The sequence below is a fragment of the Methylosoma difficile genome, from assembly GCF_054657615.1.
Genome location: NZ_BAAHYJ010000003.1, coordinates 271,728 through 293,141, shown reverse-complemented (window position 1 = coordinate 293,141; position 21,414 = coordinate 271,728). Strand labels below are relative to the sequence as shown.

Annotated in this window: 26 protein-coding genes; 12 read left to right on the top strand and 14 right to left on the bottom strand. The window is 48.1% G+C overall.

Translation table 11 applies throughout. From position 1 onward, the window contains the following. Positions 1-17 precede the first annotated feature (17 nt). Positions 18-215 carry a winged helix-turn-helix domain-containing protein gene (locus ACYQ1O_RS10915; protein WP_459991718.1) on the top strand — a complete coding sequence of 66 codons (198 nt, stop codon included), beginning with the start codon at positions 18-20 and terminating at the stop codon, positions 213-215. A 63-nt stretch (positions 216-278) separates the two neighbouring features. Here the strand turns inward: ACYQ1O_RS10915 and rapZ are convergent, their stop codons facing one another. The 13 genes from rapZ to ACYQ1O_RS10850 all read right to left on the bottom strand — a co-directional run bounded on the left by rapZ (position 279) and on the right by ACYQ1O_RS10850 (position 11,140). Then, positions 279-1,136, bottom strand: coding sequence for an RNase adapter RapZ (gene rapZ / locus ACYQ1O_RS10910; protein WP_459991717.1), 858 nt, complete (start codon positions 1,134-1,136; stop codon positions 279-281). A 44-nt stretch (positions 1,137-1,180) separates the two neighbouring features. Further along, on the bottom strand, positions 1,181-1,471 hold the full coding sequence (hpf, locus tag ACYQ1O_RS10905) for a ribosome hibernation-promoting factor, HPF/YfiA family (protein WP_459991716.1): 291 nt from the start codon (positions 1,469-1,471) through the stop codon (positions 1,181-1,183). A 39-nt stretch (positions 1,472-1,510) separates the two neighbouring features. Then, positions 1,511-2,956, bottom strand: a complete 1,446-nt coding sequence (locus ACYQ1O_RS10900) for an RNA polymerase factor sigma-54 (protein WP_459991715.1) — start codon at positions 2,954-2,956, stop codon at positions 1,511-1,513. Between the two features lie 28 nt (positions 2,957-2,984). Further along, positions 2,985-3,710 carry an LPS export ABC transporter ATP-binding protein gene (gene lptB, locus ACYQ1O_RS10895; protein ID WP_459991714.1) on the bottom strand — a complete coding sequence of 242 codons (726 nt, stop codon included), beginning with the start codon at positions 3,708-3,710 and terminating at the stop codon, positions 2,985-2,987. Positions 3,711-3,714: 4 nt separating this feature from the next. Beyond that, positions 3,715-4,233, bottom strand: coding sequence for a lipopolysaccharide transport periplasmic protein LptA (lptA, locus tag ACYQ1O_RS10890; RefSeq protein WP_459991713.1), 519 nt, complete (start codon positions 4,231-4,233; stop codon positions 3,715-3,717). Then, a complete protein-coding gene (gene lptC, locus ACYQ1O_RS10885; RefSeq protein WP_459991712.1) occupies positions 4,220-4,786 on the bottom strand; it encodes an LPS export ABC transporter periplasmic protein LptC in 567 nt (188 codons plus the stop codon). Before lptC ends, lptA begins: the two co-directional genes overlap by 14 nt. Beyond that, the gene (gene kdsC, locus ACYQ1O_RS10880; RefSeq protein ID WP_459991711.1) at positions 4,783-5,322 is read right to left on the bottom strand and encodes a 3-deoxy-manno-octulosonate-8-phosphatase KdsC; all 540 of its coding nucleotides are present in this window, start codon (positions 5,320-5,322) and stop codon (positions 4,783-4,785) included. Before kdsC ends, lptC begins: the two co-directional genes overlap by 4 nt. Continuing rightward, entirely contained in the window at positions 5,322-6,299 is a 978-nt protein-coding gene (locus tag ACYQ1O_RS10875) for a KpsF/GutQ family sugar-phosphate isomerase (RefSeq protein WP_459991710.1), read from the bottom strand. The genes kdsC and ACYQ1O_RS10875 overlap by 1 nt, the downstream gene beginning before the upstream one ends. 200 nt (positions 6,300-6,499) lie before the next feature. Then, positions 6,500-7,459: a Nudix family hydrolase gene (locus tag ACYQ1O_RS10870; RefSeq protein ID WP_459991709.1), complete on the bottom strand. Its 960-nt coding sequence runs from the start codon at positions 7,457-7,459 to the stop codon at positions 6,500-6,502. A gap of 22 nt (positions 7,460-7,481) precedes the next feature. Then, on the bottom strand, positions 7,482-8,714 hold the full coding sequence (argJ, locus tag ACYQ1O_RS10865) for a bifunctional glutamate N-acetyltransferase/amino-acid acetyltransferase ArgJ (protein ID WP_459991708.1): 1,233 nt from the start codon (positions 8,712-8,714) through the stop codon (positions 7,482-7,484). A 13-nt stretch (positions 8,715-8,727) separates the two neighbouring features. After that, the gene (locus tag ACYQ1O_RS10860) at positions 8,728-9,873 is read right to left on the bottom strand and encodes a cation diffusion facilitator family transporter (RefSeq protein WP_459991707.1); all 1,146 of its coding nucleotides are present in this window, start codon (positions 9,871-9,873) and stop codon (positions 8,728-8,730) included. Continuing rightward, positions 9,873-10,100, bottom strand: a complete 228-nt coding sequence (locus tag ACYQ1O_RS10855) for a sulfurtransferase TusA family protein (protein WP_459991706.1) — start codon at positions 10,098-10,100, stop codon at positions 9,873-9,875. The genes ACYQ1O_RS10860 and ACYQ1O_RS10855 overlap by 1 nt, the downstream gene beginning before the upstream one ends. After that, positions 10,097-11,140 (bottom strand): tRNA (5-methylaminomethyl-2-thiouridylate)-methyltransferase, encoded by a 1,044-nt coding sequence (locus tag ACYQ1O_RS10850; protein ID WP_459991705.1) that lies wholly within the window; start codon positions 11,138-11,140, stop codon positions 10,097-10,099. Before ACYQ1O_RS10850 ends, ACYQ1O_RS10855 begins: the two co-directional genes overlap by 4 nt. 119 nt (positions 11,141-11,259) lie before the next feature. Between ACYQ1O_RS10850 and ACYQ1O_RS10845 the strand changes: the two genes are divergently transcribed. The 9 genes from ACYQ1O_RS10845 to ACYQ1O_RS10805 all read left to right on the top strand — a co-directional run bounded on the left by ACYQ1O_RS10845 (position 11,260) and on the right by ACYQ1O_RS10805 (position 19,498). After that, positions 11,260-12,477 (top strand): PilT/PilU family type 4a pilus ATPase, encoded by a 1,218-nt coding sequence (locus tag ACYQ1O_RS10845; protein ID WP_459991704.1) that lies wholly within the window; start codon positions 11,260-11,262, stop codon positions 12,475-12,477. A gap of 117 nt (positions 12,478-12,594) precedes the next feature. Further along, on the top strand, positions 12,595-13,503 hold the full coding sequence (glyQ, locus tag ACYQ1O_RS10840) for a glycine--tRNA ligase subunit alpha (protein ID WP_459991703.1): 909 nt from the start codon (positions 12,595-12,597) through the stop codon (positions 13,501-13,503). A gap of 12 nt (positions 13,504-13,515) precedes the next feature. Next, positions 13,516-14,610 (top strand): AAA family ATPase, encoded by a 1,095-nt coding sequence (locus tag ACYQ1O_RS10835; RefSeq protein WP_459991702.1) that lies wholly within the window; start codon positions 13,516-13,518, stop codon positions 14,608-14,610. Further along, the gene (locus tag ACYQ1O_RS10830) at positions 14,600-15,115 is read left to right on the top strand and encodes a hypothetical protein (RefSeq protein ID WP_459991701.1); all 516 of its coding nucleotides are present in this window, start codon (positions 14,600-14,602) and stop codon (positions 15,113-15,115) included. Before ACYQ1O_RS10835 ends, ACYQ1O_RS10830 begins: the two co-directional genes overlap by 11 nt. 10 nt (positions 15,116-15,125) lie before the next feature. Further along, positions 15,126-17,195: a glycine--tRNA ligase subunit beta gene (gene glyS / locus ACYQ1O_RS10825; RefSeq protein ID WP_459991700.1), complete on the top strand. Its 2,070-nt coding sequence runs from the start codon at positions 15,126-15,128 to the stop codon at positions 17,193-17,195. A gap of 35 nt (positions 17,196-17,230) precedes the next feature. After that, positions 17,231-17,767 carry a hypothetical protein gene (locus tag ACYQ1O_RS10820; protein WP_459991699.1) on the top strand — a complete coding sequence of 179 codons (537 nt, stop codon included), beginning with the start codon at positions 17,231-17,233 and terminating at the stop codon, positions 17,765-17,767. Then, positions 17,764-18,306 (top strand): D-glycero-beta-D-manno-heptose 1,7-bisphosphate 7-phosphatase, encoded by a 543-nt coding sequence (gene gmhB, locus ACYQ1O_RS10815; RefSeq protein ID WP_459991698.1) that lies wholly within the window; start codon positions 17,764-17,766, stop codon positions 18,304-18,306. Before ACYQ1O_RS10820 ends, gmhB begins: the two co-directional genes overlap by 4 nt. After that, positions 18,272-19,015, top strand: a complete 744-nt coding sequence (locus tag ACYQ1O_RS10810; protein WP_459991697.1) for a lysophospholipid acyltransferase family protein — start codon at positions 18,272-18,274, stop codon at positions 19,013-19,015. The genes gmhB and ACYQ1O_RS10810 overlap by 35 nt, the downstream gene beginning before the upstream one ends. A 75-nt stretch (positions 19,016-19,090) precedes the next feature. Then, the gene (locus ACYQ1O_RS10805) at positions 19,091-19,498 is read left to right on the top strand and encodes a hypothetical protein (RefSeq protein WP_459991696.1); all 408 of its coding nucleotides are present in this window, start codon (positions 19,091-19,093) and stop codon (positions 19,496-19,498) included. A 147-nt stretch (positions 19,499-19,645) separates the two neighbouring features. Here the strand turns inward: ACYQ1O_RS10805 and ACYQ1O_RS10800 are convergent, their stop codons facing one another. Then, positions 19,646-20,041 (bottom strand): type IV pilin protein, encoded by a 396-nt coding sequence (locus ACYQ1O_RS10800; RefSeq protein WP_459991695.1) that lies wholly within the window; start codon positions 20,039-20,041, stop codon positions 19,646-19,648. 88 nt (positions 20,042-20,129) lie between these two features. On the opposite strand from ACYQ1O_RS10800, the gene ACYQ1O_RS10795 reads away from it, so the two are divergent. Together ACYQ1O_RS10795 and ACYQ1O_RS10790 are read left to right on the top strand one after the other, a co-directional pair. Continuing rightward, positions 20,130-20,615 carry a GspH/FimT family pseudopilin gene (locus ACYQ1O_RS10795; RefSeq protein WP_459991694.1) on the top strand — a complete coding sequence of 162 codons (486 nt, stop codon included), beginning with the start codon at positions 20,130-20,132 and terminating at the stop codon, positions 20,613-20,615. Next, positions 20,606-21,409 carry a PilW family protein gene (locus tag ACYQ1O_RS10790; protein WP_459991693.1) on the top strand — a complete coding sequence of 268 codons (804 nt, stop codon included), beginning with the start codon at positions 20,606-20,608 and terminating at the stop codon, positions 21,407-21,409. The genes ACYQ1O_RS10795 and ACYQ1O_RS10790 overlap by 10 nt, the downstream gene beginning before the upstream one ends. Positions 21,410-21,414: the final 5 nt, after the last annotated feature.

Below are 21,414 nucleotides of genomic sequence, written 5' to 3'. Positions count from 1 at the left end.
CCCCAAAGGTGAATGACATGCTAAGTGAAATCGGTGACGCAGCAGGTAAAGTTTGGCTTTATCTGGATGCGAATGGCCCATCCAGTGTTACCAAAATTACCTCAGAAACAGGTCTGGGCAAAAATGAAATCCAGCGCGCTATTGGCTGGCTGGCAAAAGAAGACAAATTGGATGTCGAATTGAAAGGCCGTATTGAAACTTTATCTTTGAAGTAACACAATAACATTCCTAAAGCCCAATCGCTCTAACGATTGGGCTTTTTTTGTGTCCAGCAAAACTTAATGCAATTCCCGGTGACGGATAATGACATTCAAACCAGGGCTTTTAAATTTCTTCGCCAAAGCATCAACCAGATACACCGAGCGATGCTGCCCGCCTGTACAACCGATTGCAATGGTCAGATAACTCCTACCCTCTTTTTCAAAGCGTGGAATCCACTTATCAATAAACGCATGAATATCGGCAAACAGCTCATTCACAAACAATTGTTCTTTTAAGAAATCCATAACCGCTTGGTCTTTTCCAGTCAAGGAACGTAATTCAGGTATCCAATAAGGGTTTGGTAAACTACGGGCATCAAATACAAAATCGGCATCTAAGGGTACGCCGTGTTTGTAGCCGAAAGACTGGAATTGCAAAGAGATATGCCGGTAATCGCGCTCAACGATTTGGTCTTTAATAAGTTCGCGCAATTGGTGGTATTGGGTGCGGCTGGTGTCAATCACCACATTGGCATGACGGGCAATGGGCGTCAACATTTCCCGCTCAATCAGCAACGCTTCTTTTAACGGGATATTGTAATCAGTGAGCGGGTGGCGGCGGCGGGTTTCGCTGTAACGCTTAAGCAGCGTCGCTTCCTCGGCCTGCATGAAGATCACTTCACAATCAATGCCTTTGGAGCGGATGAGATTGATATTTTCAGAGAAATTGCTAAGACTCTCGCTTTGGTTCCTGGCATCGATACCAATAGCGGTTTTGGCGTAAGTATTGCGGTCGACCAGCATAACGTTGTTGATGAAATCTTCCAGCAATGTCACCGGCAAATTGTCAATGCAGTAGTAACCGCAATCCTCCAAAGTATCGAGGGCGATGCTTTTGCCTGATCCTGATAATGCACTGACAATGAGCAGTTTCATAATGGGTGCGGCGCTACCGCCAAGCAACGCCGCCCTCCCTGAAATTAACGGTGGCTACTGGTTTTTTCTTTGTGTTTGGTGATCTGACGATCCAACTTGTCCACCATATTGTCAATGGCAACATACATGTCTTCTTGATCGTCTTCAGCAAACAATTTTGCACCGCTGATTTGCAAAGTCGCTTCCGCTTTTTGCGACAGTTTTTCCACGCTTAAAATAACGTGGACATCAGTAACATTGTCAAAATGACGCGCCAGTTTTTCAAATTTGGCATCTACGTGGGCTTTTAAAGATTCGGTTACTTCAAGGTGATGTCCTGTTACGATTACATGCATGGTATTGCTCCTTAAAAATGAATGGGTATTTTTGACGGCCTAAAGGATACGCTTCCTTTGGCTGGAGGGTGAAATAAGCATTGCCTCGCGATATTTAGCAATGGTTCGACGGGCAACATTAATGCCCTTTTCTTTTAAAAACTCGGCGATTTTGCTGTCGCTAAGTGGTTTTGACAAATCTTCATTGCCAATCAGCTCTTTAATAAGCGCACGGATGGCGGTTGATGAGCATTCACCACCACCTTCAGTGGAAACATGGCTGGAGAAGAAGTATTTGAATTCAATGATGCCATTGGGCGTATGCATGTATTTTTGCGTGGTCACCCTAGAAATGGTCGATTCGTGCAATTCCAGCTCTTCGGCAATATCACGTAAGACCATTGGCTTCATGGCGATGGAGCCGTGTTCAAGAAACCCCGTTTGCTTTTCAACAATCGACCGCGCCACCCTCAACAAGGTGTCATTACGGCTATGCAAGCTTTTGATAAACCAGCGCGCCTCTTGCAGATGGTCTTTCATGCAAGCGTTGTCACGGCTGTTGTCGGCACGTTTTATCATTGCCGAATAGTACGGGTTGATGCGCAATTTTGGCGAAATGTCAGGATTGAGGTTAACCTGCCATTTGTCATTTTGTTTAGTGACGTACACATCAGGGATCACGTATTCAGAGTCGCTTTCCTGAATGCTGGCACCCGGTTTAGGATCCAAGGTTCTGATTAATGACACGACAGCATCAAGCTGGCGTTCGGTTAAACCCAGTCGACGCATCAGTTTGGATTGCTCATGCGTCGCCAATAAGTCTAAATATTGGTTGACCACCACTAAGGCTTGTTCGCGACAGGGTGTGCTTTCGGGCATCTGCTCCAATTGTAAGCGCAAGCAGTCACTAAGGTTTTGTGCGCCTACGCCCACAGGATCAAAGTATTGGATACGGTGCAATACCGCCATCACCTCATCCAGCTCCAATTCATCTAACTGGCTTAGCAAGCCTTGATGGATGTCTTCGGGAGGGCTGGTCAGATAACCATCGGCATTGATGGAGTCAATAATGGCCATCGCAATGGCATGGTCACGCTCGGAAAAGGGCGTGAGTTCCAATTGCCAAAGCAAATGGTCAAACAAACTATCAGCCTGGCTTCGTTGCGATTCAAATTCGACGGTTTCTGCACTGCTACTGCCAGATTCCATGACCGTGTCATAAATGTCGTCCCAGGTAGAATCAACCGGCAATTCGTCGGGGATTTCAGTTTGCGAGCCTTCGCTAGTAACGGTGTCTTCGTGGTCGGTTTTTTTCTCAGGCAATGCCTCCATTACAGGCGCAGACGATTCTTCTTCGCTAATTTCCAGCATCATGTTGGATTCTAGCGCTTGCTGGATCTCTTGCTGCAAATCAAGCGTCGACATTTGCAGCAACTTAATGGCTTGCTGCAATTGCGGGGTCATAGTCAGGTTAAGACCTTGACGAAGATGTAATGACTGTTTCATGGCAAGCTAATCTTTGGTAAGAATTCCGTTACAGACTAAAGTTGTTACCCAAATAAACCTTTCGCACTTCTTCGTTGGCAACAATGGCTTCCGCACCACCTTCTGCAATAACTTTGCCGTCACTGAGAATATAGGCTCTATCACAAATACCTAAAGTTTCGCGGACATTATGCTCGGTAATGAGTACACCGATACCACGGTTCTTTAAATGTTCGATAATTTTTTTAATATCTTCCACCGAAATCGGATCAACCCCTGCAAATGGCTCATCCAATAACATAAACGACGGATTGCTCGCTAAAGCCCTAGCAATTTCCAAACGCCTGCGCTCGCCACCCGACAAGCTTAGTGCAATTTGATCCCGCAAGTGGGGAATATTGAATTCCTCCAGCAGCTCATCAATAGTATCCTCAATCTGATCGCGCGTCAGCCCTTGCCTGATTTCCAGCACCGCCCGTAGATTGTCGGCAACGCTAAGCTTACGGAACACCGATGGCTCTTGCGGCAAATACCCAACGCCTTTGGCAGCACGCACATGCATAGGATCATGGGTTATCTGTTGGCCATCCAACTCAATCTGACCACTATCAGGCTTGATAAGACCGACCAACATATAAAAACTGGTGGTTTTACCTGCGCCGTTAGGGCCTAACAAACCTACAATCTCGCCCGTGTTAACCGAAAACGAGACACCATTAACAACGTTACGTTTATTATAGGTTTTAACCAGCTGTTTTGCTGACAAGCTTGGCATATTTTTATTGTGCTGCTTTAGGTTTCAAAATGACATGCACACGTTTGGATGACGAGGCTTTCTCGCCTGCCATCACCACCGAACGCTTGCTGTCATACTCGATGAATTGGCTGGAGTAGGTGGCGTTGCCTTGGCGCACCGATGCTTTGTCAATCAGCACCAACAAGTTTTTTTTCGGATAATACTCGCCTGTTAAAGCTTCGCCAATAATATCGTCACTGCCCGCACTGGGCGTTTGTTTGAATCGTGCAGGCGTTCCAGTGAACACCAGTTTTTCAGGATCGCCCGCTTGTAAATACACGACCAACTTGTCGGAATTGACGCGGATGCTGCCTTGCGTGGAAACAACATTGCCGGAATAGGTACTCGTACCAGAAGCATCATCGTAAGTGGCTGTATTGGAGTCGATGGTAATAGCTTGTTCGGAGTCGCTTTCTAAAGCGGATACCTCCATTGTTACCGAGAGCGCACAAAGCAAAACAATCATCCTAAAACGTGGCTGTCCTTTATTATTTTTTTTCATAGTTACCTTTAACATTACCAAGCAATTCTAGGTGAATTGGCTCGACAAAAACCAGTTTCATTCCTATTCCTGTTGTCAAATTGGGTGGGCTTATTAATTGTGCAGCATCTTTAGTTTCGGCAGTATTCGTGGCAGGGTTTACCTTTAAATTCGAGGTATTGATCTTAAGGCCACGCGTTTGCGCAGACTTAGCCCTATCAATGAAAACCTTACCGTTTAATAAAAGTTCCTTGCCATCGGCAGATAAAATGCCGGTTTCAGAGGCAATCTCCCACGGAGCCGCCTGACCATTGTGAAAATAAATCAATGGTTTTTGCAAATGGGTCACACCGTCATCGCTGTAATGGATAATGGCTTCGGTCAGCAAACGCTTTTTAACTTCGCCTTGGCTGTCCATTTCCCATTTTCGGTAATCTTTGCTAAAAAAGTCGGGGCTATGAGGTGGAACGGGAATGCTTTGGCTAACACCAAAATCCGTCAGCTGTACTAGCCACCAGCTAAATAAGGCCAATATGCCGGTATAAATCAGACCGTAATATTGGGAAGTGTTCATGCTTGCAGATAACTGTTCAGCATGGCGTCAAACGTGCCTTGGGCTTGCATGATGAAGTCACAAACCTCGCGCACTGCACCTTGCCCGCCTGGCAAGCGGGTACACCAATCAGCGTATTCCTTGACAGCAAAATTGGCATCACTGACAGCAATGGCAAGGCCGGCGCGGCGCATCAGCGGCAAATCCAACAAATCATCACCCACATGCGCGGCTTGTTCGGCGCTAATCCCCAGCTTGTGCAAAATTTCTTCAAAAGCAACAACCTTATGTTCGTGACCCTGATAAACCAGCTCAATACCCAAACTTTGCATACGCAAGGCCACCGAATTGGATTTCCGTCCTGAAATCACTGCCACTTCAACACCGCTTTGCCTCAACAGCTTAATACCGTGGCCATCGCGAGCATGAAAGCATTTGTATTCTTTACCTTGATCGTCAAAAAATAATTTGCCGTCGGTCAGCACGCCATCAACATCCAGCACCAAGAGCTTAAGGCCTTTAGCTTTGGCTAAAACTTCTGCATGATCGATTGCCATTAGACGATGCCTGCTTGGATCAAGTCATGCATGTTTAACGCACCGACAGCGCATTGCTGGTCATCAACAACAATCAGGGCATTAATTTTCTTTTGCTCCATGATCTTCATTGCCTCCGCTGCCAGTATCTCAGGGGAGATGACCGCGCAATGCGGCGTCATCACCTCGGTAATCGGTGTACTGTTAATATCCAAATTTCTGCCCAGCATGCGCCGTAAGTCACCGTCGGTAAAAATACCGATCACGCGATTATTACCTTCAACAATGGCGGTCATACCCAACTGCTTTTCAGTCATTTCCAGCAAGGCATGGCTGATAAGCGCCGTTTCCGGCACTGATGGCAAGGCGGTGCCGACGTGCATAATATCTTTAACCCGCAGCAATAACCGTTTGCCCAAACTACCGCCAGGATGCGATAAGGCAAAGTCGTCACGGGTAAATCCGCGCGCTTCCAGCAAAGACACCGCCAAAGCATCGCCCATCACCAAAGCGGCAGTAGTACTGGAGGTTGGCGCAAGACCCAACGGGCAGGCTTCTTGCTGTACCGCGACATTGATAAACGTATCGGAAAATCTCGCCAAGGTTGAATTGGAATTGCCGGTCATGGCAATCAACGGCACACCTAAGCGTTTGATAATCGGCAGCAACGTCAATACTTCATTAGTTTCGCCAGAATTGGATAAAGCCAAAACCACGTCTTGCTGGGTAATCATGCCTAAATCGCCATGGCTGGCTTCACCCGGGTGTACGAAAAAGGCCGGTGTGCCGGTGCTGGCAAGGGTAGCGGCGATTTTGCCGCCAATATGCCCTGATTTGCCCATACCAATCACCACAACACGGCCTTTGCAGTTAAACAGTAATTTACAGGCCATGACAAAATTGCCATTGATTTGGGCAGACAAATCGGCGATGGCCTGCGCTTCAACCTGAATAACCGCCCTGCCCAACTCGCAAAGCTTACTATCATTGAGTTTCATATTCGGTGTCCAAAGTTAGTTAACGCTTCACTATAAAATCAAAAACCCAACTACAAACTGAACAAAAGGCAACAAACACAACTTAGCTACCTTTAAAAAACCTGGGTTTTACGCCCTAAAACGGGTCATTATGCCACGCCTGCACAAAATATGCCCACCGTCATGATCCCTGGCGGCGGAGTTGATAATCAACACATTGTTTATAAACTCTTAATAGGAGCCGTTTGCAACAAACCACGGATACTGGCAACACCTTGCCCTCCCAACTCGCGTGCGGTCGCCAAATGGACTGCCGTTAAGCCGCCTAAAGCATAAACCGGTATATTCACTTCATCGACATATTGGGCAAAGACCTGCCATGTCAAGGGCACGGCTTTGGGATGGCTGAGAGTGACTTGTACGGGCGACAAGACAACAAAATCCACACCAATCGTTTGCGCGTGCCGCAATTCTTTAGGGTTATGGCAAGAAGCCGCCACCCAACCGGAGGTTTCAGGCCGTTGCTGGCAAGCTAGCAGCGCTTTGCGGGTCAAATGCACCCCATCGCAGGCCATGCCATCGGCCTCCTCGACATCGGAATTAATCAGCAACCACGCACCTTCTTGTTGGCAGCGCTGATGAATGTGTGCAATCAGCGGTTTGGCTATTTCCACCGGCAGGGACTTGAAACGGGCTTGAATTAGTTTAATGCCCTTAGCAAGCAGCCTTTCCAATTGCGGCAAAATCAAATCGTCACGGGTATCATCCAAGATCGCATACAACGGCGGCAACCTTACCGCAGTGACGATGGCTTGGTTGGCGGCAGGAAACGGATACTGGGCCAGCTCTTCAGGCAGAACCCATAAACAGGTTTGCCCTAAAGTGCTTGCGACTTCGCCGGCAAAGGCATGCACCCAAAACACATGCAGTTGCACCGACACATCGGGGTAATGGTGCTTAACTGTGATGAGCGGCTGCACCGCCAGCATCACAATGCCAAGCTCTTCTTCCAATTCGCGGCACAAAGCCTGTTCGGCGGTTTCGCCCGGCTCAAACTTGCCGCCAGGAAACTCCCAAAGCCCGCCCAAAGGCAATGATTCGGCGCGCTGCGAAATCAAAATCCGCCCTTGGGCATTTCTGATAACGCCTACAGCGACTTGCAGATAATTCGTCTGGCTCATGATTTTGCTGACTTAGGTGGGATTAGGTCCGGTACTCGGCATTGATTTTTACGTAGTCATAGGAAAAATCGCAGGTCAACACCTCTTGTACTGCCGCACCGCGTCCTAATTTGACGGTGACAGTAATTTCCGCTTTGTCCATCACCTGTTGCCCTGCTTCTTCGGTATAACTGCCGGCGCGTCCGCCGTTTTCGACGATGCACACGTCATCCAAGAAAATTTGCACATCTTCCAATACTAAATTGACCACACCGGCTCGGCCTACCGCCGCCAATATCCGTCCCCAGTTTGGATCGCTGGCGAAAAAGGCGGTTTTTACCAGCGGCGAATGGGCAATAGTTTTGCCGACTTGCACGGCTTCGGCATCATCCAAGGCTTCTTTTACAACAATCCGCATCAGCTTGGTTGCGCCTTCGCCATCGCGGATAATCAATTCCGCCAATTGCTTCATCACCGATAAAACCGCATCGGCAAAGCGTTGGTAATGTTCTGTACCCACCACCAATTCCGGCGCCGAAGAACAGCCGCTCGCCATCAAGACGCACGCGTCGTTGGTCGAGGTATCGCCATCGACGCTGATGCGGTTAAACGACTGTTCGGCAGCAAAGGCCAAACAGTCTTGCAACAAAGCCTGTCCGATACACGCATCGGTGCCGACATAGGCCAGCAGCGTCGCCATATTGGGCTGGATCATGCCAGCACCTTTGCTGATGCCGTTAATCGTGATGCTATGCCCATCAATGAAGATTTGCTGGCTGACACCTTTGGCAAAGGTATCGGTCGTCATGATGGCTTGCGCAGCTTGTGACCAGTGATCTTCAGCAAGATTGACCTGTGCTTTGGGCAGCGCTGCGGCAATTTTTTCGACCGGCAAAGGCATACCGATAACACCGGTTGAAAACGGCAGCACTTGGCGGGCATCGCCACCAGTCAGCTTGCCCACTTCGGCGCAGCAAAACAACGCATCTTGCAGGCCTTGTGTACCCGTGCCGGCATTAGCATTGCCGGAATTAACCAACAGCCAACGCGGCGCATGTGGCAAGTTTTCTTTAGCGACACGCACCGGCGCGGCACAGAAAGCGTTTTGGGTAAAAACCGCCGCCACGCTGGCTGATGCCGGCAGTTCGACCAGCAAAAGATCATCGCGCAGCGTTTGTTTGATACCCGCACACGCCGTACCCAAGCGGATACCGGCAATCGCGGGCATGGCCGGAAAAATGGTGGTTGCGTCTAATCCTTGCGGGAAAACTGCCATGCTTTACTCTCCATTACGCTTTAAAAAATAAAAATACATTGTCGATCTTGCGCTCTTTAGCCACCATACGCCGACTTTGCTGTTTAAGCGTCAGCAAACTATGCGGCTCTTCGCTTAAAACCAGCGGAAATACGATTTCCACTTCGATTTGCCCATCTAAGTAGTGAATCCGAAAATCTTCAATGTGGTGTTTGGCATCGGCAAAATAGCGTTCCAGCAAACGTTTGACATCACTGCGCTTAAGCGGCTTGCCGTGTTCGAACAAGCCTTCGTCATCTTCAGGATCGACATGCACCAGCACATCCATGACATCATCAAAACGGCCTATCAACTCATCGCGCACGCTGTCGCCAATGCAATGGCCTTCAGAAACGGTAATGCGCGGGTCAACCACAATATGGGCATCAATCAGCGCATCTTCACCCATCTGGCGGCTACGCAACAGATGGATGCCTTCCACACCGTCTATCGCCATGATGGTTGAGCGGATTTCCGCAACCAAGGTGGGCGGCAATGAGGTGTCGACCAGTTCTTTAATGCTGTCGAACAACAAATTGAGGCCAATTTTGACCACCATTAAGGCCACCACAATGGCGGCAATCGCATCCGCCAGCGGATAGCCCAACATGACCGCGCCAATGCCGAACAACACCACGAATGAGGAAATGGCATCGCTGCGTTGATGCCAAGCGTTGGCCATCAGCAACTTGGAACGGGTCAACCGGGCGATATGTTTGGTGTAATGGAACAAACCTTCGTTAATCAGGATGGAAACGCCCGCAATCACCAGGCTTAAATAATTGGGCATTGGCAAATGCTCGGGCGTTGCCATGCGCTCCATGACTGACCAAGCAATCGCACCACCAATCGCCACCAAACTGATGCCTAAGATGCCCGTGGCAATGGTCTCAAAACGGCGATGCCCGTAAGGATGATCCAAATCCGCTTTGCGGCTGCCCAAGCGAACCGCAATAATCACCAGCAAATCGCTTAATAAATCCGATAAAGAATGGATGCCGTCGGCAATTAAAGCCGCCGACTGCCCTAAGATGCCAAAACCTATCTTAATGCCCGCTTGCAGGATATTCATCGCCGCGCCGACCAAGCTGGCGCGGTTTTTTAACCGCTCGGCACGCAAGGCATCCAAGGTTTCAGCCATTAGCCGCCCACTTCCAAAATAATGAAATATTCATGATCGCCCGCCCGCGTTTCCAAGACCTTATGCCCATTAATGCGGCACCAAGCAGGAATGTCGTGCATCACGCCCGGATCGGTGCACTGCACTTCCAGCTGTTCGCCGGGGTGCATGTGTTTGACTTTATCTTGAGTGCGGATGACTGGCATCGGGCAAAGCAACCGTTTGGCATTGAGCACAGCCCGCGTCATATGTACCACTCCTTGGGGAAATCTTCTTTTTTGATTGGCTTGACCTGCAAACTGCGCACCGAACCGTCTTGGAAAGTGATGTCAACAGCCACCTGCTCGGCTTCGCGGCCTTGACCGAAACGGGCGGTAATGCTCGCCGCCAAAAACAAATCTTCCGCAGAAGGCTCGCCGTCGAGCAACACCAACGGACCATTGTGGCTACTGGATAACAGACTGATAAATTCTTTTTGATAGCCTTGCAAAAAGCGGCCTTCGCCTTCTTCGCGGGCGACAATCAATTTGAAATTAGGCGCAGGACGGATATGCCTGCCGACTTTTAAGAGCATGACATCGTCAAACTCATAATCTTTTGTGCCTTGCGCCTGCCACAAATCGACCAATTTGGCGGAATAGTTTTTATCAACCAAAAAACAGCAACCGCCGGCAGGTTGTGAATAATCGACAAAACCGAATTTTTCCGCCATCGACATCTGCGGTTTGCGCGAGCGTCCGGTAATGTCGTGCAATTTTTCCCTATCGACCCAACCTTCACGCTCCGGCAAGGTGGCGGGCAGGTTTTTGGCACACAACGGACGCAGCAGCAAATCGTCGGCACCGGATTCTTTAGCCACAATCGGCATGGTGCTTTTACGTTGCGACATCGGACGCTGTCCCATAACTTCGCCGGTGATGATAAAGTCAAAACCGTTTTCGGCAATCCATTGCTTGGCTTTATTCACCATAAAAATCTTGCAATCCAAACACGGGTTAAGGTGCGCACCGTAGCCATGTTTAGGATTAATTAGCACTTTTTTGTATTCTTCGATAACATCCACAATATGCAACTTGATGCCCAACTGCTCGGCAACCCACAAGGAATTGTTGCGTTTGGGCTTGGTGTTGTCCTTTTCACGGATGGCGTGGGTGTGGCCTTCAACGCAAAAGCCGGTAAAAAAATTGATGCCTTCCACATGGATGCCCTGCTCCATGACCGTTTTGGCTGCCAACATGGAATCTAACCCGCCGGAAATCAGGGCCACCGCTTTTCTTTGCTGTGTCATTTTCTGAATGTTTAACTAAAAATTTGCCATTATACGCGTTAATCGCCTTCATTGACTGCAACTTAAGCTGCCCTCAGCTAAGCTTGCCTTTTTAATTTTACCCTAAAGAAGCACTGACTATGGAATTCAAAGACTATCTCAAAATTCTGGTAAAACACGATGGTTCAGACCTTTACCTCACCGTAGGCGCACCGCCCAGTGCAAAATTCCAAGGTGTATTGAAGCCATTAGAAAACATTATCCTCAGCACCGAACGCGTCAAAGAAATTGCTTACGGCTTAATGGATGCCGAACAAAAACAAGCCTTTGACAAAATACCCGAACTTAATCTAGCCGTCTCCGAACCGGGAATCGGACGTTTTCGGGTTAACATTTTTAAACAACGCTATAGTTTGGCGCTGGTCATCCGTAACATCAAAACCGACATCCCCAACATAGACGCATTGGGCTTACCGCCCGTGCTGAAAAAGATCATCATGGAAAAGCGCGGCCTGGTGTTGTTCGTGGGCGGTACGGGTTCGGGCAAATCAACATCACTGGCATCGTTGATCGATTACCGCAACACCAACTCGTCAGGCCACATCATCACCATTGAAGACCCTATCGAATATGTCCACGACCACAAAAAATCGCTGGTCAACCAGCGCGAAGTGGGCGTTGACACCGCCTGCTATGAAGACGCGCTGAAAAACACCTTGCGGCAAGCACCCGACGTTATCCTGATTGGCGAGATCCGCACCCGCGAAACCATGGAACACGCCCTTGCCTTCGCCGAAACCGGTCATTTGTGCTTGTCGACGCTACATGCCAACAACGCCAACCAAGCCCTTGACCGGATCATCAACTTCTTCCCCGAAGAGCGCCGCAACCAACTGCTGTTGGATTTGTCGCTCAACCTCAAAGCCTTCATCTCGCAACGTTTAGTGCCAACATTGGCGGGTAAACGTACCGCCGCCATTGAAATTTTGCTGGGTACACAACTCATCCGCGACCTGATTTTAAAAGGCGATATCCACGCCATTAAAGAAGTCATGGAAAAATCCGAAAACGTCGGCATGCAAACCTTCGACAGCCATTTGATGCGCTTGTTTAAAGACGGTGTCATTTCTCTGGACGAAGCCCTTCATAACTCCGATTCGCCCAACAACCTGAAATTAAAAATCAATCTCAGCGAAGGTCTAGGCTCATTAACCGAAGACTTGTCAAAAACAGAAAGCAAAGGCTCACTCAGCGGCCTATCGCTACAAGCCATAGAAAGCGAAGAAGAACCTCAATCCGAAGGGCACGACATTGACGTCGGTGTGCTGCTGACCGTAAAACCGATTGCCAAAAAATAACCGCTTGCCAATGGCTTTGTCACCACAACAAAGCCATTGGCAAGCACGATGCCGTAAGCCAGCCCCCATTTTTTACGTTATAATCGGCTTTTTTCCAAACAACCTAAATTGCCTGCCGTGTCGAGTAAAAACAACGATTTATCTACTTTTCAAGGACTTATCCTTGCGCTGCAATCCTACTGGTCAGACCAAGGCTGCATTTTATTGCAGCCCTTAGACCAAGAAGTCGGCGCAGGCACTTTCCATCCTGCCACCTTCTTACGCGCCATCGGCCCTGAGCCGTGGAACGCCGCCTACGTGCAGCCATCGCGCCGCCCCACCGACGGACGTTTTGGCGAAAACCCCAACCGTTTACAGCATTACTACCAATACCAAGTCATGCTCAAACCGTCGCCGGACAATATCCAAGAACTGTATTTAGGTTCGTTGACCGCGCTGGGTTTTGATTTGCTCGAACACGACATCCGTTTCGTTGAAGACAATTGGGAATCACCCACGCTAGGCGCTTGGGGTTTGGGCTGGGAAGTTTGGCTGAACGGCATGGAGGTTACGCAATTTACTTACTTCCAACAAGTCGGCGGTTTGGAATGTCGCCCCGTCACAGGCGAAATCACCTACGGTTTGGAACGCTTGGCGATGTATTTGCAAGGCGTAAAAAGCGTGTACGACTTGGTCTGGACACGCACGCCACATGGCATTGTTACCTACGGCGACGTGTTCCACCAAAACGAAGTGGAAATGTCATCGTTCAACTTCGACCACGCCAACGTACCGTTTTTGTTCCAATGTTTCGACACTTACGAGCAAGAATGCGTCAAGTTGATTGAGTTAGGTCTGCCACTGCCAGCCTACGAAATGGTCTTAAAAGCTTCACACACCTTCAACCTGCTCGATGCCCGCCACGCCATTTCCGTCACCGAACGCCAACGTTATATCTTGCGGGTGCGGACTTTGTCACGTTCGGTCGCTGAAGCTTATTATGCGCGGCGTGAGTCTTTGGGTTTTCCGATGTGCCAAACCAGCTAAAGGTTATCTGCTATGTTAAAAAGACTGTATATTCATAATTACAAATGCTTAGTTAATTTTGAAATTAACTTTGAAAAGGATATTAGTCTTTTTTTGGGGGCGAATGGATCGGGGAAATCTACGGTTTTTGAGGTTTTGGCGAAGTTAAAGCGGGTGATTGTCGAAGAGGAAAAAATAGCAAATATTTTTGATAAAAATGATAAACCCCGTTGGTTGAAATCTAATTCCCCAGGATTGGATTTGATTCGCTTTGAACTCGATATTGAATTAAAAAATGCTTTATTCAGATACATATTAATCATATCTTTTGATGACTGGGATGACGAGGCCAGTATAAAGGAAGAGTCTCTTGCTCTTAACGATATGATGTTTCTTCAATCAAAAGATGAGATAACCAGTTTTCTAATAAAAAAACAGGAATTTTCATTTGATAACGCTCGATCCAGCATAAATCGCTATCTATCAAGCGTAGGTTTTGTACAGTATTTAAGTTCATTGTTCATAGTTCGCATAAATCCATATGCAATGTCCTCGATCATTAATAAAGCTACTACAGAAGTTAAAACAGATTTTTCAAATTACGCTGAATGGTTTGCTCATCTAAATGAAAAAAGCAGAAGAGAAGTGTCAACATTTGAAAGCATGGCCCGTGATATTCTTTATGGCTTTGATTATTTTAGGATTGAGCAGGCAGGGCAAGCCAAAGTATTGCAGGTTGAATTTAAAGATCAATCCAACAAAAAAGACATTATTACTTACTACTTTAATGAGCTTTCAGAAGGCCAAAAAGTATTAATCGCCCTTTACGCTTTGGCCTATTGTGCCCCTGAAAACTCGCTAATTTGTATAGACGAACCAGAAAACTTCTTAGCCTTACCAGAAATCCAACCTTGGTTCGATACACTCTACGACCAATGCGCCGAAAGAGGTTTGCAAGCTTTGCTAATTTCCCATCATCCCAGAATTATCAATTACCTAGCAGGTGACTCTGGTTATTGGTTTTACAGGGAAAGCAATTTAACTAGGATCAAACAAATAACCGCCGAAAATGAAGACGGGCTTTCAATTGCGGAATTAGTGGAAAGAGGCTGGATTGATGATCTGTAATGCCGAAGTTTTCATCTTATGTGAAGACACCGTACATTATCATTTCACGAGAAAGTATTTGCAGTCACTAGGGTTCACAAGAATACGTGGCGATTACAAACCTAAAGGTCGAAGCACGGGTTCTGGCGCAGAATTTGTCAAAAAGCAATTTGAAAAAGAACTGCAAACTTATCTACGTAAAAAGAACCACTTAAATTATATTTTAGTTGTTGTAATTGATGATGACACCAAAGCCCATGCTAAAAAATTGCACCAACATTATTCGCGGTTGCCTAGCGATACCATCTTGATTTTTTCGCCAAAACGAAACATTGAATCTTGGTTTCACTACATTGAGGGTAACATTGTTGACGAAACTGAAGATTATAAAAGATTGTATCAGCCGTCAGAGCCATCCAAATTCGCTAAAAAATTAAAACAAAACATTTGTTCGGTATCTCTGCCGAATGATGCCCCAAGCTCATTACACCACGCCTGCACCGAACTAAACCGTCTGAAAAACTAAAGAGATTACCGTGACTGACCAACAACACTTACTTTTCGAATTAGGCTCAGAAGAATTGCCGCCTAAAACCTTGTTAAAACTCAGCAACGCCTTGCTGGACGGCATCGTCGCGGGCTTGAAAGCTGCCGATTTACACTTTACCGCCAGCAAAGCCTTAGCCACGCCGCGCCGTTTGGCGGTGTTGATTGAAAACTTGCAAACCGCCCAACCTGACAAAACGGTTGAAAAACGCGGCCCGGCGATTCAGGCGGCGTTTGCGCCTGATGGTTCGCCTAGTAAAGCGGCCTTAGGTTTTGCGACTAGCTGCGGCACAAGTTTCGATCAGTTGGAACGTTTGAAAACCGACAAAGGCGAGTGGTTAAGCTACACCCAAGCCGTCAAAGGCCAAACCACCGCCGAAATTATCCCTGACATTATCCGCGCCGCCATTGCCGCGTTGCCGATTGCCAAACGGATGCGCTGGGGCAGTTTCGCCACCGAATTTGTCCGGCCTGTGCATTGGGCGGTGTTGTTGTTTGGCGATAAAGTCATCGCAACTGAAATTCTCGGCCTGACCACAGGCAACAGCACCCTAGGCCACCGTTTCCACGCGCCACAAGCTATCAGTTTGGGCAAGCCGGACGATTACCAAGCGGCGTTATTCGATCAAGGCAAAGTCATTGCCGATATTGAACAACGCAAAGCTATCATCCGCGAAAAAGCCGAACAAGCCGCCGCCAAAGTGGGCGGTATCGCGCATATTGAAGAAGATTTGCTTGAAGAAATCGCCGCGCTGAACGAATGGCCTGTGCCGGTGACGGGCAACTTCGACCCGCGTTTTTTGGCTTTGCCTGCCGAAGTGCTGATTACCACCATGCAAACCAACCAGAAATATTTTCCGGTGAAAAATGCCGACGGCGGTTTGCTGGCGCATTTCATCACCTTCAGCAATATCGAAAGCAAACGGCCTGAATCCATCCAACACGGTAACGAGCGCGTGGTTACGCCACGACTGGCGGATGCGGAATTTTTCTGGAACCAAGACCGCAAACAAACTTTGGCGGATCGCGTTGATAGTTTGAAAACCATTGTGTTCCAAGAAAAACTCGGCACGGTTTACGAAAAATCGGTACGCGTCAGCAAACTCGCCGAACGCATTGCCAGCCAATTGAATGCTAACGCCGAACACGCCACTCGCGCCGCCTTGCTGGCAAAAACCGATTTGATGACCAATATGGTCGGTGAATTCGGCAACTTGCAAGGTTTGATGGGGCGTTATTACGCGCTGGTCGAAGGTGAAGCAACGGAAGTCGCTTGGGGTTTGGAAGAGCAGTATTTCCCCAAACAATCCGGTAGCGAAACCGCGCCTAGCACCATCGGGCAAGTGTTGGCGATTGCTGAAAAATTGGACACGCTGACGGGTATTTTCAGCGCAGGCCTGATTCCAACGGGCGACAAAGACCCGTACGCCTTACGCCGTGCGGCTTTAGGCACGTTGCGGACGATGATCGAAAACAATCTGGGCCTGAATATCCCTGAATTATGCGCGTTTGCTTTGGAGCAATTCGCACACAGTTTCGACAAAACCGCCACGCACACCGCAGTGGTCGAGTTCATTTTTGACCGTTTGAAAGGCTATTGTTTGGACAAAGGCTATAGCGCGGACGAGTTTGATGCCGTGATGACCTTAGCCCCTGCCGAACCGTTGGATTTTATGCAGCGCATCGCGGCAGTGAAGGCTTTCCGCCAATTACCGGAAGCTGACAGTTTGGCGGCGGCAAACAAACGTATCCGCAATATCCTGAAAAAATCTGACTCAGCTCCTGCGGCGAACGTCGGTAAGTTGGTGGAAGTGTCTGAAATCGCTCTGTTAGCTGCCGCTGAACAATCGGCACGAGATATTCAACCCTTATTGGCACAGCACGATTACCAAGCAACTTTAAACCGTTTGGCAAGCTTGCGCGAAGTGGTCGATGCGTTTTTTGATAACGTCATGGTGATGACCGATGACGCGGAATTGCGCGCTAGCCGTTTGGCGTTGTTGAATCTGTTGTCCGAGCAGTTTTTGACTTGCGCGGATTTAGCGAAATTGCAGTCGTAATCTCGTTAGCCCATTGCCACTATCCAGATTCAATAATGGAAACCAATAGGATCCGCTCATTAGGCAGCTTTAGCCGAGATATGGCATTGGCGCTGCTAATGGTGTTGGGGGCAGCGACGGCATTATGGGGCGTTATTAATTACGTCAGCTTTAAACCGTTATTGCCTAACGACCAACGCCTTTTCGTGCTGGCCCTTCTGGCGCTAAGTGTGCCGCCGCTGTTGTATTATTTTATCCTGACCCGCACTGGGCGACTGGCAGGGGCTATTAGTGCCGCGCTATTGGTAAATTGTTGTGCTTATGCCGTCATCAATCACTTTGTTGAAAACGGCAAACAAGACCTTTCCGCGCCTGTAAATTATGCAGCAAAGGTTTTGGCAAAACATCAGCACCCACGCTATCCAAGCTACACCTTGGCAATACCGCATCCTAGCGGAGAATTGACGGTTGACTGGACGGCCTCGCCATTAATCAATTTACCCATTAGCAGCCCTATTATTGTCACAACCAAACCGGGTGTTCATCAAATGGAATGGATTGTCGGCATCCACAAGACTCAGGATGCACCATGATCCGGCGCTTTGTTTTGCTAGATCGCGACGGTGTCATCAACCAAGATTCCCACGATTACATCAAATCGCCGGAAGAATGGCAGCCGATTGTCGGCAGCTTAGAAGCCATTGCTTTGCTCAACCAGCATGGCTACCAAGTCGCCGTCATCACCAACCAATCCGGTTTGGCGCGGGGCATGTTTGACGAGGTCGATTTGGCGCAAATCCACGCCAAAATGCAGCGTATGGCGGTTGAATACGGCGGCAACATCAGCGCGATTTATTATTGCCCGCATGGTCCTGACAGCACTTGCAATTGCCGCAAACCTAAACCAGGCTTGTTGTTGCAATGCGCTGCCGACCAGCAAATCGACTTGTCTGCAACGTGGATGATTGGTGATTCTTACCGTGATTTACAAGCTGGCATTGCCGCTGGCGCCCAGCCGGTGCTGGTGAAAACAGGCAATGGCCTAAAAACCTTAACCGAACACCCAAACCTCAACTGCCCAATCTTTGACTCTCTTTATGACGCAGCCCAATACCTCACCTCAGGCCAATAAATTTCGCGTGTATTTAGGTTCCTCCATTTTTTTCGTCGCCATTATGCTGTCGCCGTTGGTGTTTGGAACGCTCATTATCCTATGCGCCTTCTTCCCTTTTTCAATACGCTATAAGATTTCGCAAATGTGGGTACACACCATACTGTGGGGCGCTAAGATTTTCTGCGGCTTGGATTACCAAGTGGAAGGTTTGGAAAATCTTCGGGGCATTCCGGCGGCAATCGCGCTCAGCAAACACGAATCAGCATGGGAAACCTTGGCATTGCGCGTCATCCTGCCGCCACAATCAGTACTGCTGAAACGATCCTTGCTTAGAGTACCCGTCTGGGGCTGGGCTATGTCGCTGTTAAAGCCGATTGCCATTGACCGTTCGCAAAAACGGGCGGCGTTAAAATTATTGCTCGACAAAGGTAGCCAGTTTTTACAAGAAGGTGTTTGGGTGTTGGTATTCCCTGAAGGCACCCGCGCAGCGCCCGGCGAAGCGCTTAAATTTAATGTTGGCGGTGCCATGTTGGCAGAAAAAACCGGCTATCCGGTCATTCCTATTGCACTAAATTCCGGTTCATATTGGCCTCGTTACAGCTTTTTAAAATACCCCGGTACGATTAAAGTGAAAATCGGCCCGCCGATCAGTAGCGAAAACCGTAAAGCCACCGACATCAATAATGAAGCTTCCGCTTGGATTAGTGAAGCAATGTCAACACTGTAAGCTTACGATTAGCGTAATTACCCAAGCTGGGTATAATGGCTAATTAATCCGATTGCCTTTATTAGAGTGAAAGAAATGAAAAAACTGCTGTTAATCGTCGTGTCTGCCTTGTTGCTGCCCGCATGTGCCGATAAAAATCAATATGAACAAGCCGTGCTTGAGCAAATGCTTAAAGAGCAAGACATTAAAGATTATAAAATTGACCCTGAACGCATGGCAAAATGCGTGGTTGACACCAGCAGCGGCAAAATGCCGGGTCTATTCGCTTTTGACCCTGCGCGTATGACCGCTTATCGCAATTATTCAAAAATGTTGACGCTGTCAAAAGCGGAAGACCCCAAAAAAACCTTAGAAGCTTTGCGGACTGATTTTGGCTCGGCGAAAGACTTGAGCGATGCCCATAACAATTACACCGAAAGTTTGGTCGAATGCTATACCGCATTAATTTCATCGTCTGATGCTGATGCGAAAAAAGCACCTTAAACCAATGGCTCGTTTAGTTTTTGCCCGTATTGAATACGACCACTCGGCAACTGATTAATACCCGATAGACATTGGCGAAAACGGTACTACAGGGATGTAAACCGTTAATCGTCATTTTTCAAAACCCCTGTAAAAATATCGTTCAACTTAGGGTATCGGACAATCGCTGGCGTTGCTGCCGATAATAATACCCGTTTGGGTAATCGTCAAAACCCCACAAACATCCTCACTTTGCCCTCCTTTAGACTGAGGCGTGGCGGTCATTTCGTAAGACGCGCCATCGCTACCTGCCACTTCAAAAGCATAATAATCACTGACAACCGCCCCGCCAATATCTGCCAGATTGCCGTAGCGGGTATGTGTCAATCGATATTTTTCTTGCGCCTGTGCCAGGCTTATCAACCCAGCCTTAGCATCTCCCCGGCGGGCTTTTAAAAGCGAGCTTTGATAAGCGGGAATAGCAATCGTCGCAAGAATACCCACAATAGCCACCGCCACCAACAATTCAATTAAGGTAAAACCTTTGCTTCTATATAAATTCAAAAACAAGAACCAGTCCTCATAAAATTTAAACAATCTGTATTAAGATTTATTCCACAGCAAAACACTACGAAATAAAACTTAATCACCTATGTTAAAAAATAACTTTCAACTTGGCTTTAGTCTAACAGAATTATTAATTGTTATTGGTGTTATCGGCATACTTGCCAGCATAGCCATCCCTTCTTTCGATGAAATGCTTGAACGGCGCAAACTTATTGACGCTGCCGAAGCTATTCTGGCGGACTTGCGCTGGGCAAAGGCCGAAGCCATCAAACGCAATATTGACGTCACGGTCACCTTTACCGATGGCAATAATGGCTCATGGGCTTATTGGGTTAATCCGGGCAATAAAGCCTTGGAAGCTTCAACCCGCGCCGATTTTAAAGAAATTGGCTTAAGCCAAAACTTTGGCAGCAACGACACCAGTTTCGATTATATTCGCGGCGGTTCAGAAAATGGCACGATCACACTCAGCTCACCCAACTACCAATTAAAAGTCATCTTAAGCGTAATGGGCAGGAGTAGGGTTTGCGCGGTTGATAACCACATTGGGGACTATGAAATATGTGTGTAGCGCATAAACAGCACGGTATTTCATTGATTGAAATACTTATTGGTATGCTAGTCGGCGTTATTATCACAGGCGGCGCGGTAAGCGTCTTCAACAATAGCCTAAAAAGCAGCACCAACAACATTAGGGTCACGCGGCTAAGTCAAGATTTACGTGCCATTATGGATATGATGATCCGCGACCTGCGCCGCGCCGGCTATGTCAGTTCCGACCCGAATCTGAACGACAACAATGGCGACACCCTTAACGATGCTCTAATCAACAATCCCTTTGCTGCCATGGCTGTAGAAAACGGCGGCACGTGCATTGTTTATGCTTACAACCGCGATTATGCCGACGACAACGGCAGCAGCTCACCCAGCGGCAAAGAAACGACACCCGTGGTCGACAACCGTGAACGCTTAGGTTTTAAGCTGGACGACACAGCTATCAAAATGCGCAATAGTTCGCCCGCCCTAAGCTGCGCCAGCGGCGGTACAGGCTGGCAGACAGTGACAGATCCCGACATAGAAATCACTGATTTGCGATTTTCCCTGATCGTGCAAACGCTAAACATCACCAGCATGATGACCGACAGCAACCACGATGGTGTTAAAGATGGCGATGACAATGGCAACGCCGCTTGTGACGCAGGCGAAGCTTGCAACACTTGCAACCAAGGCGCGTCTCCTAGGCCAGCTTGCTTGAATATCCGTAAAGTAATTATCAGCCTAAGCGGTCGGACAGCGGATGACCACAACATTGCACAAAACCTAACCGATGAAGTTCGTATCCGTAACGACGAATTTGTCCCTTAAAAAGG

Coding starts and splice junctions, on each gene's coding strand:
- ACYQ1O_RS10915 (WP_459991718.1), top strand. CDS start 18: ATGCTAAGTGAAATCGGTGACGCAGCAGGTAAAGTTTGGCTTTATCTG.
- rapZ (WP_459991717.1), bottom strand. CDS start 1,136: ATGAAACTGCTCATTGTCAGTGCATTATCAGGATCAGGCAAAAGCATC.
- hpf (WP_459991716.1), bottom strand. CDS start 1,471: ATGCATGTAATCGTAACAGGACATCACCTTGAAGTAACCGAATCTTTA.
- ACYQ1O_RS10900 (WP_459991715.1), bottom strand. CDS start 2,956: ATGAAACAGTCATTACATCTTCGTCAAGGTCTTAACCTGACTATGACC.
- lptB (WP_459991714.1), bottom strand. CDS start 3,710: ATGCCAAGCTTGTCAGCAAAACAGCTGGTTAAAACCTATAATAAACGT.
- lptA (WP_459991713.1), bottom strand. CDS start 4,233: ATGAAAAAAAATAATAAAGGACAGCCACGTTTTAGGATGATTGTTTTG.
- lptC (WP_459991712.1), bottom strand. CDS start 4,786: ATGAACACTTCCCAATATTACGGTCTGATTTATACCGGCATATTGGCC.
- kdsC (WP_459991711.1), bottom strand. CDS start 5,322: ATGGCAATCGATCATGCAGAAGTTTTAGCCAAAGCTAAAGGCCTTAAG.
- ACYQ1O_RS10875 (WP_459991710.1), bottom strand. CDS start 6,299: ATGAAACTCAATGATAGTAAGCTTTGCGAGTTGGGCAGGGCGGTTATT.
- ACYQ1O_RS10870 (WP_459991709.1), bottom strand. CDS start 7,459: ATGAGCCAGACGAATTATCTGCAAGTCGCTGTAGGCGTTATCAGAAAT.
- argJ (WP_459991708.1), bottom strand. CDS start 8,714: ATGGCAGTTTTCCCGCAAGGATTAGACGCAACCACCATTTTTCCGGCC.
- ACYQ1O_RS10860 (WP_459991707.1), bottom strand. CDS start 9,873: ATGGCTGAAACCTTGGATGCCTTGCGTGCCGAGCGGTTAAAAAACCGC.
- ACYQ1O_RS10855 (WP_459991706.1), bottom strand. CDS start 10,100: ATGACGCGGGCTGTGCTCAATGCCAAACGGTTGCTTTGCCCGATGCCA.
- ACYQ1O_RS10850 (WP_459991705.1), bottom strand. CDS start 11,140: ATGACACAGCAAAGAAAAGCGGTGGCCCTGATTTCCGGCGGGTTAGAT.
- ACYQ1O_RS10845 (WP_459991704.1), top strand. CDS start 11,260: ATGGAATTCAAAGACTATCTCAAAATTCTGGTAAAACACGATGGTTCA.
- ACYQ1O_RS10835 (WP_459991702.1), top strand. CDS start 13,516: ATGTTAAAAAGACTGTATATTCATAATTACAAATGCTTAGTTAATTTT.
- ACYQ1O_RS10830 (WP_459991701.1), top strand. CDS start 14,600: ATGATCTGTAATGCCGAAGTTTTCATCTTATGTGAAGACACCGTACAT.
- ACYQ1O_RS10820 (WP_459991699.1), top strand. CDS start 17,231: ATGGAAACCAATAGGATCCGCTCATTAGGCAGCTTTAGCCGAGATATG.
- gmhB (WP_459991698.1), top strand. CDS start 17,764: ATGATCCGGCGCTTTGTTTTGCTAGATCGCGACGGTGTCATCAACCAA.
- ACYQ1O_RS10810 (WP_459991697.1), top strand. CDS start 18,272: ATGACGCAGCCCAATACCTCACCTCAGGCCAATAAATTTCGCGTGTAT.
- ACYQ1O_RS10805 (WP_459991696.1), top strand. CDS start 19,091: ATGAAAAAACTGCTGTTAATCGTCGTGTCTGCCTTGTTGCTGCCCGCA.
- ACYQ1O_RS10795 (WP_459991694.1), top strand. CDS start 20,130: ATGTTAAAAAATAACTTTCAACTTGGCTTTAGTCTAACAGAATTATTA.
- ACYQ1O_RS10790 (WP_459991693.1), top strand. CDS start 20,606: ATGTGTGTAGCGCATAAACAGCACGGTATTTCATTGATTGAAATACTT.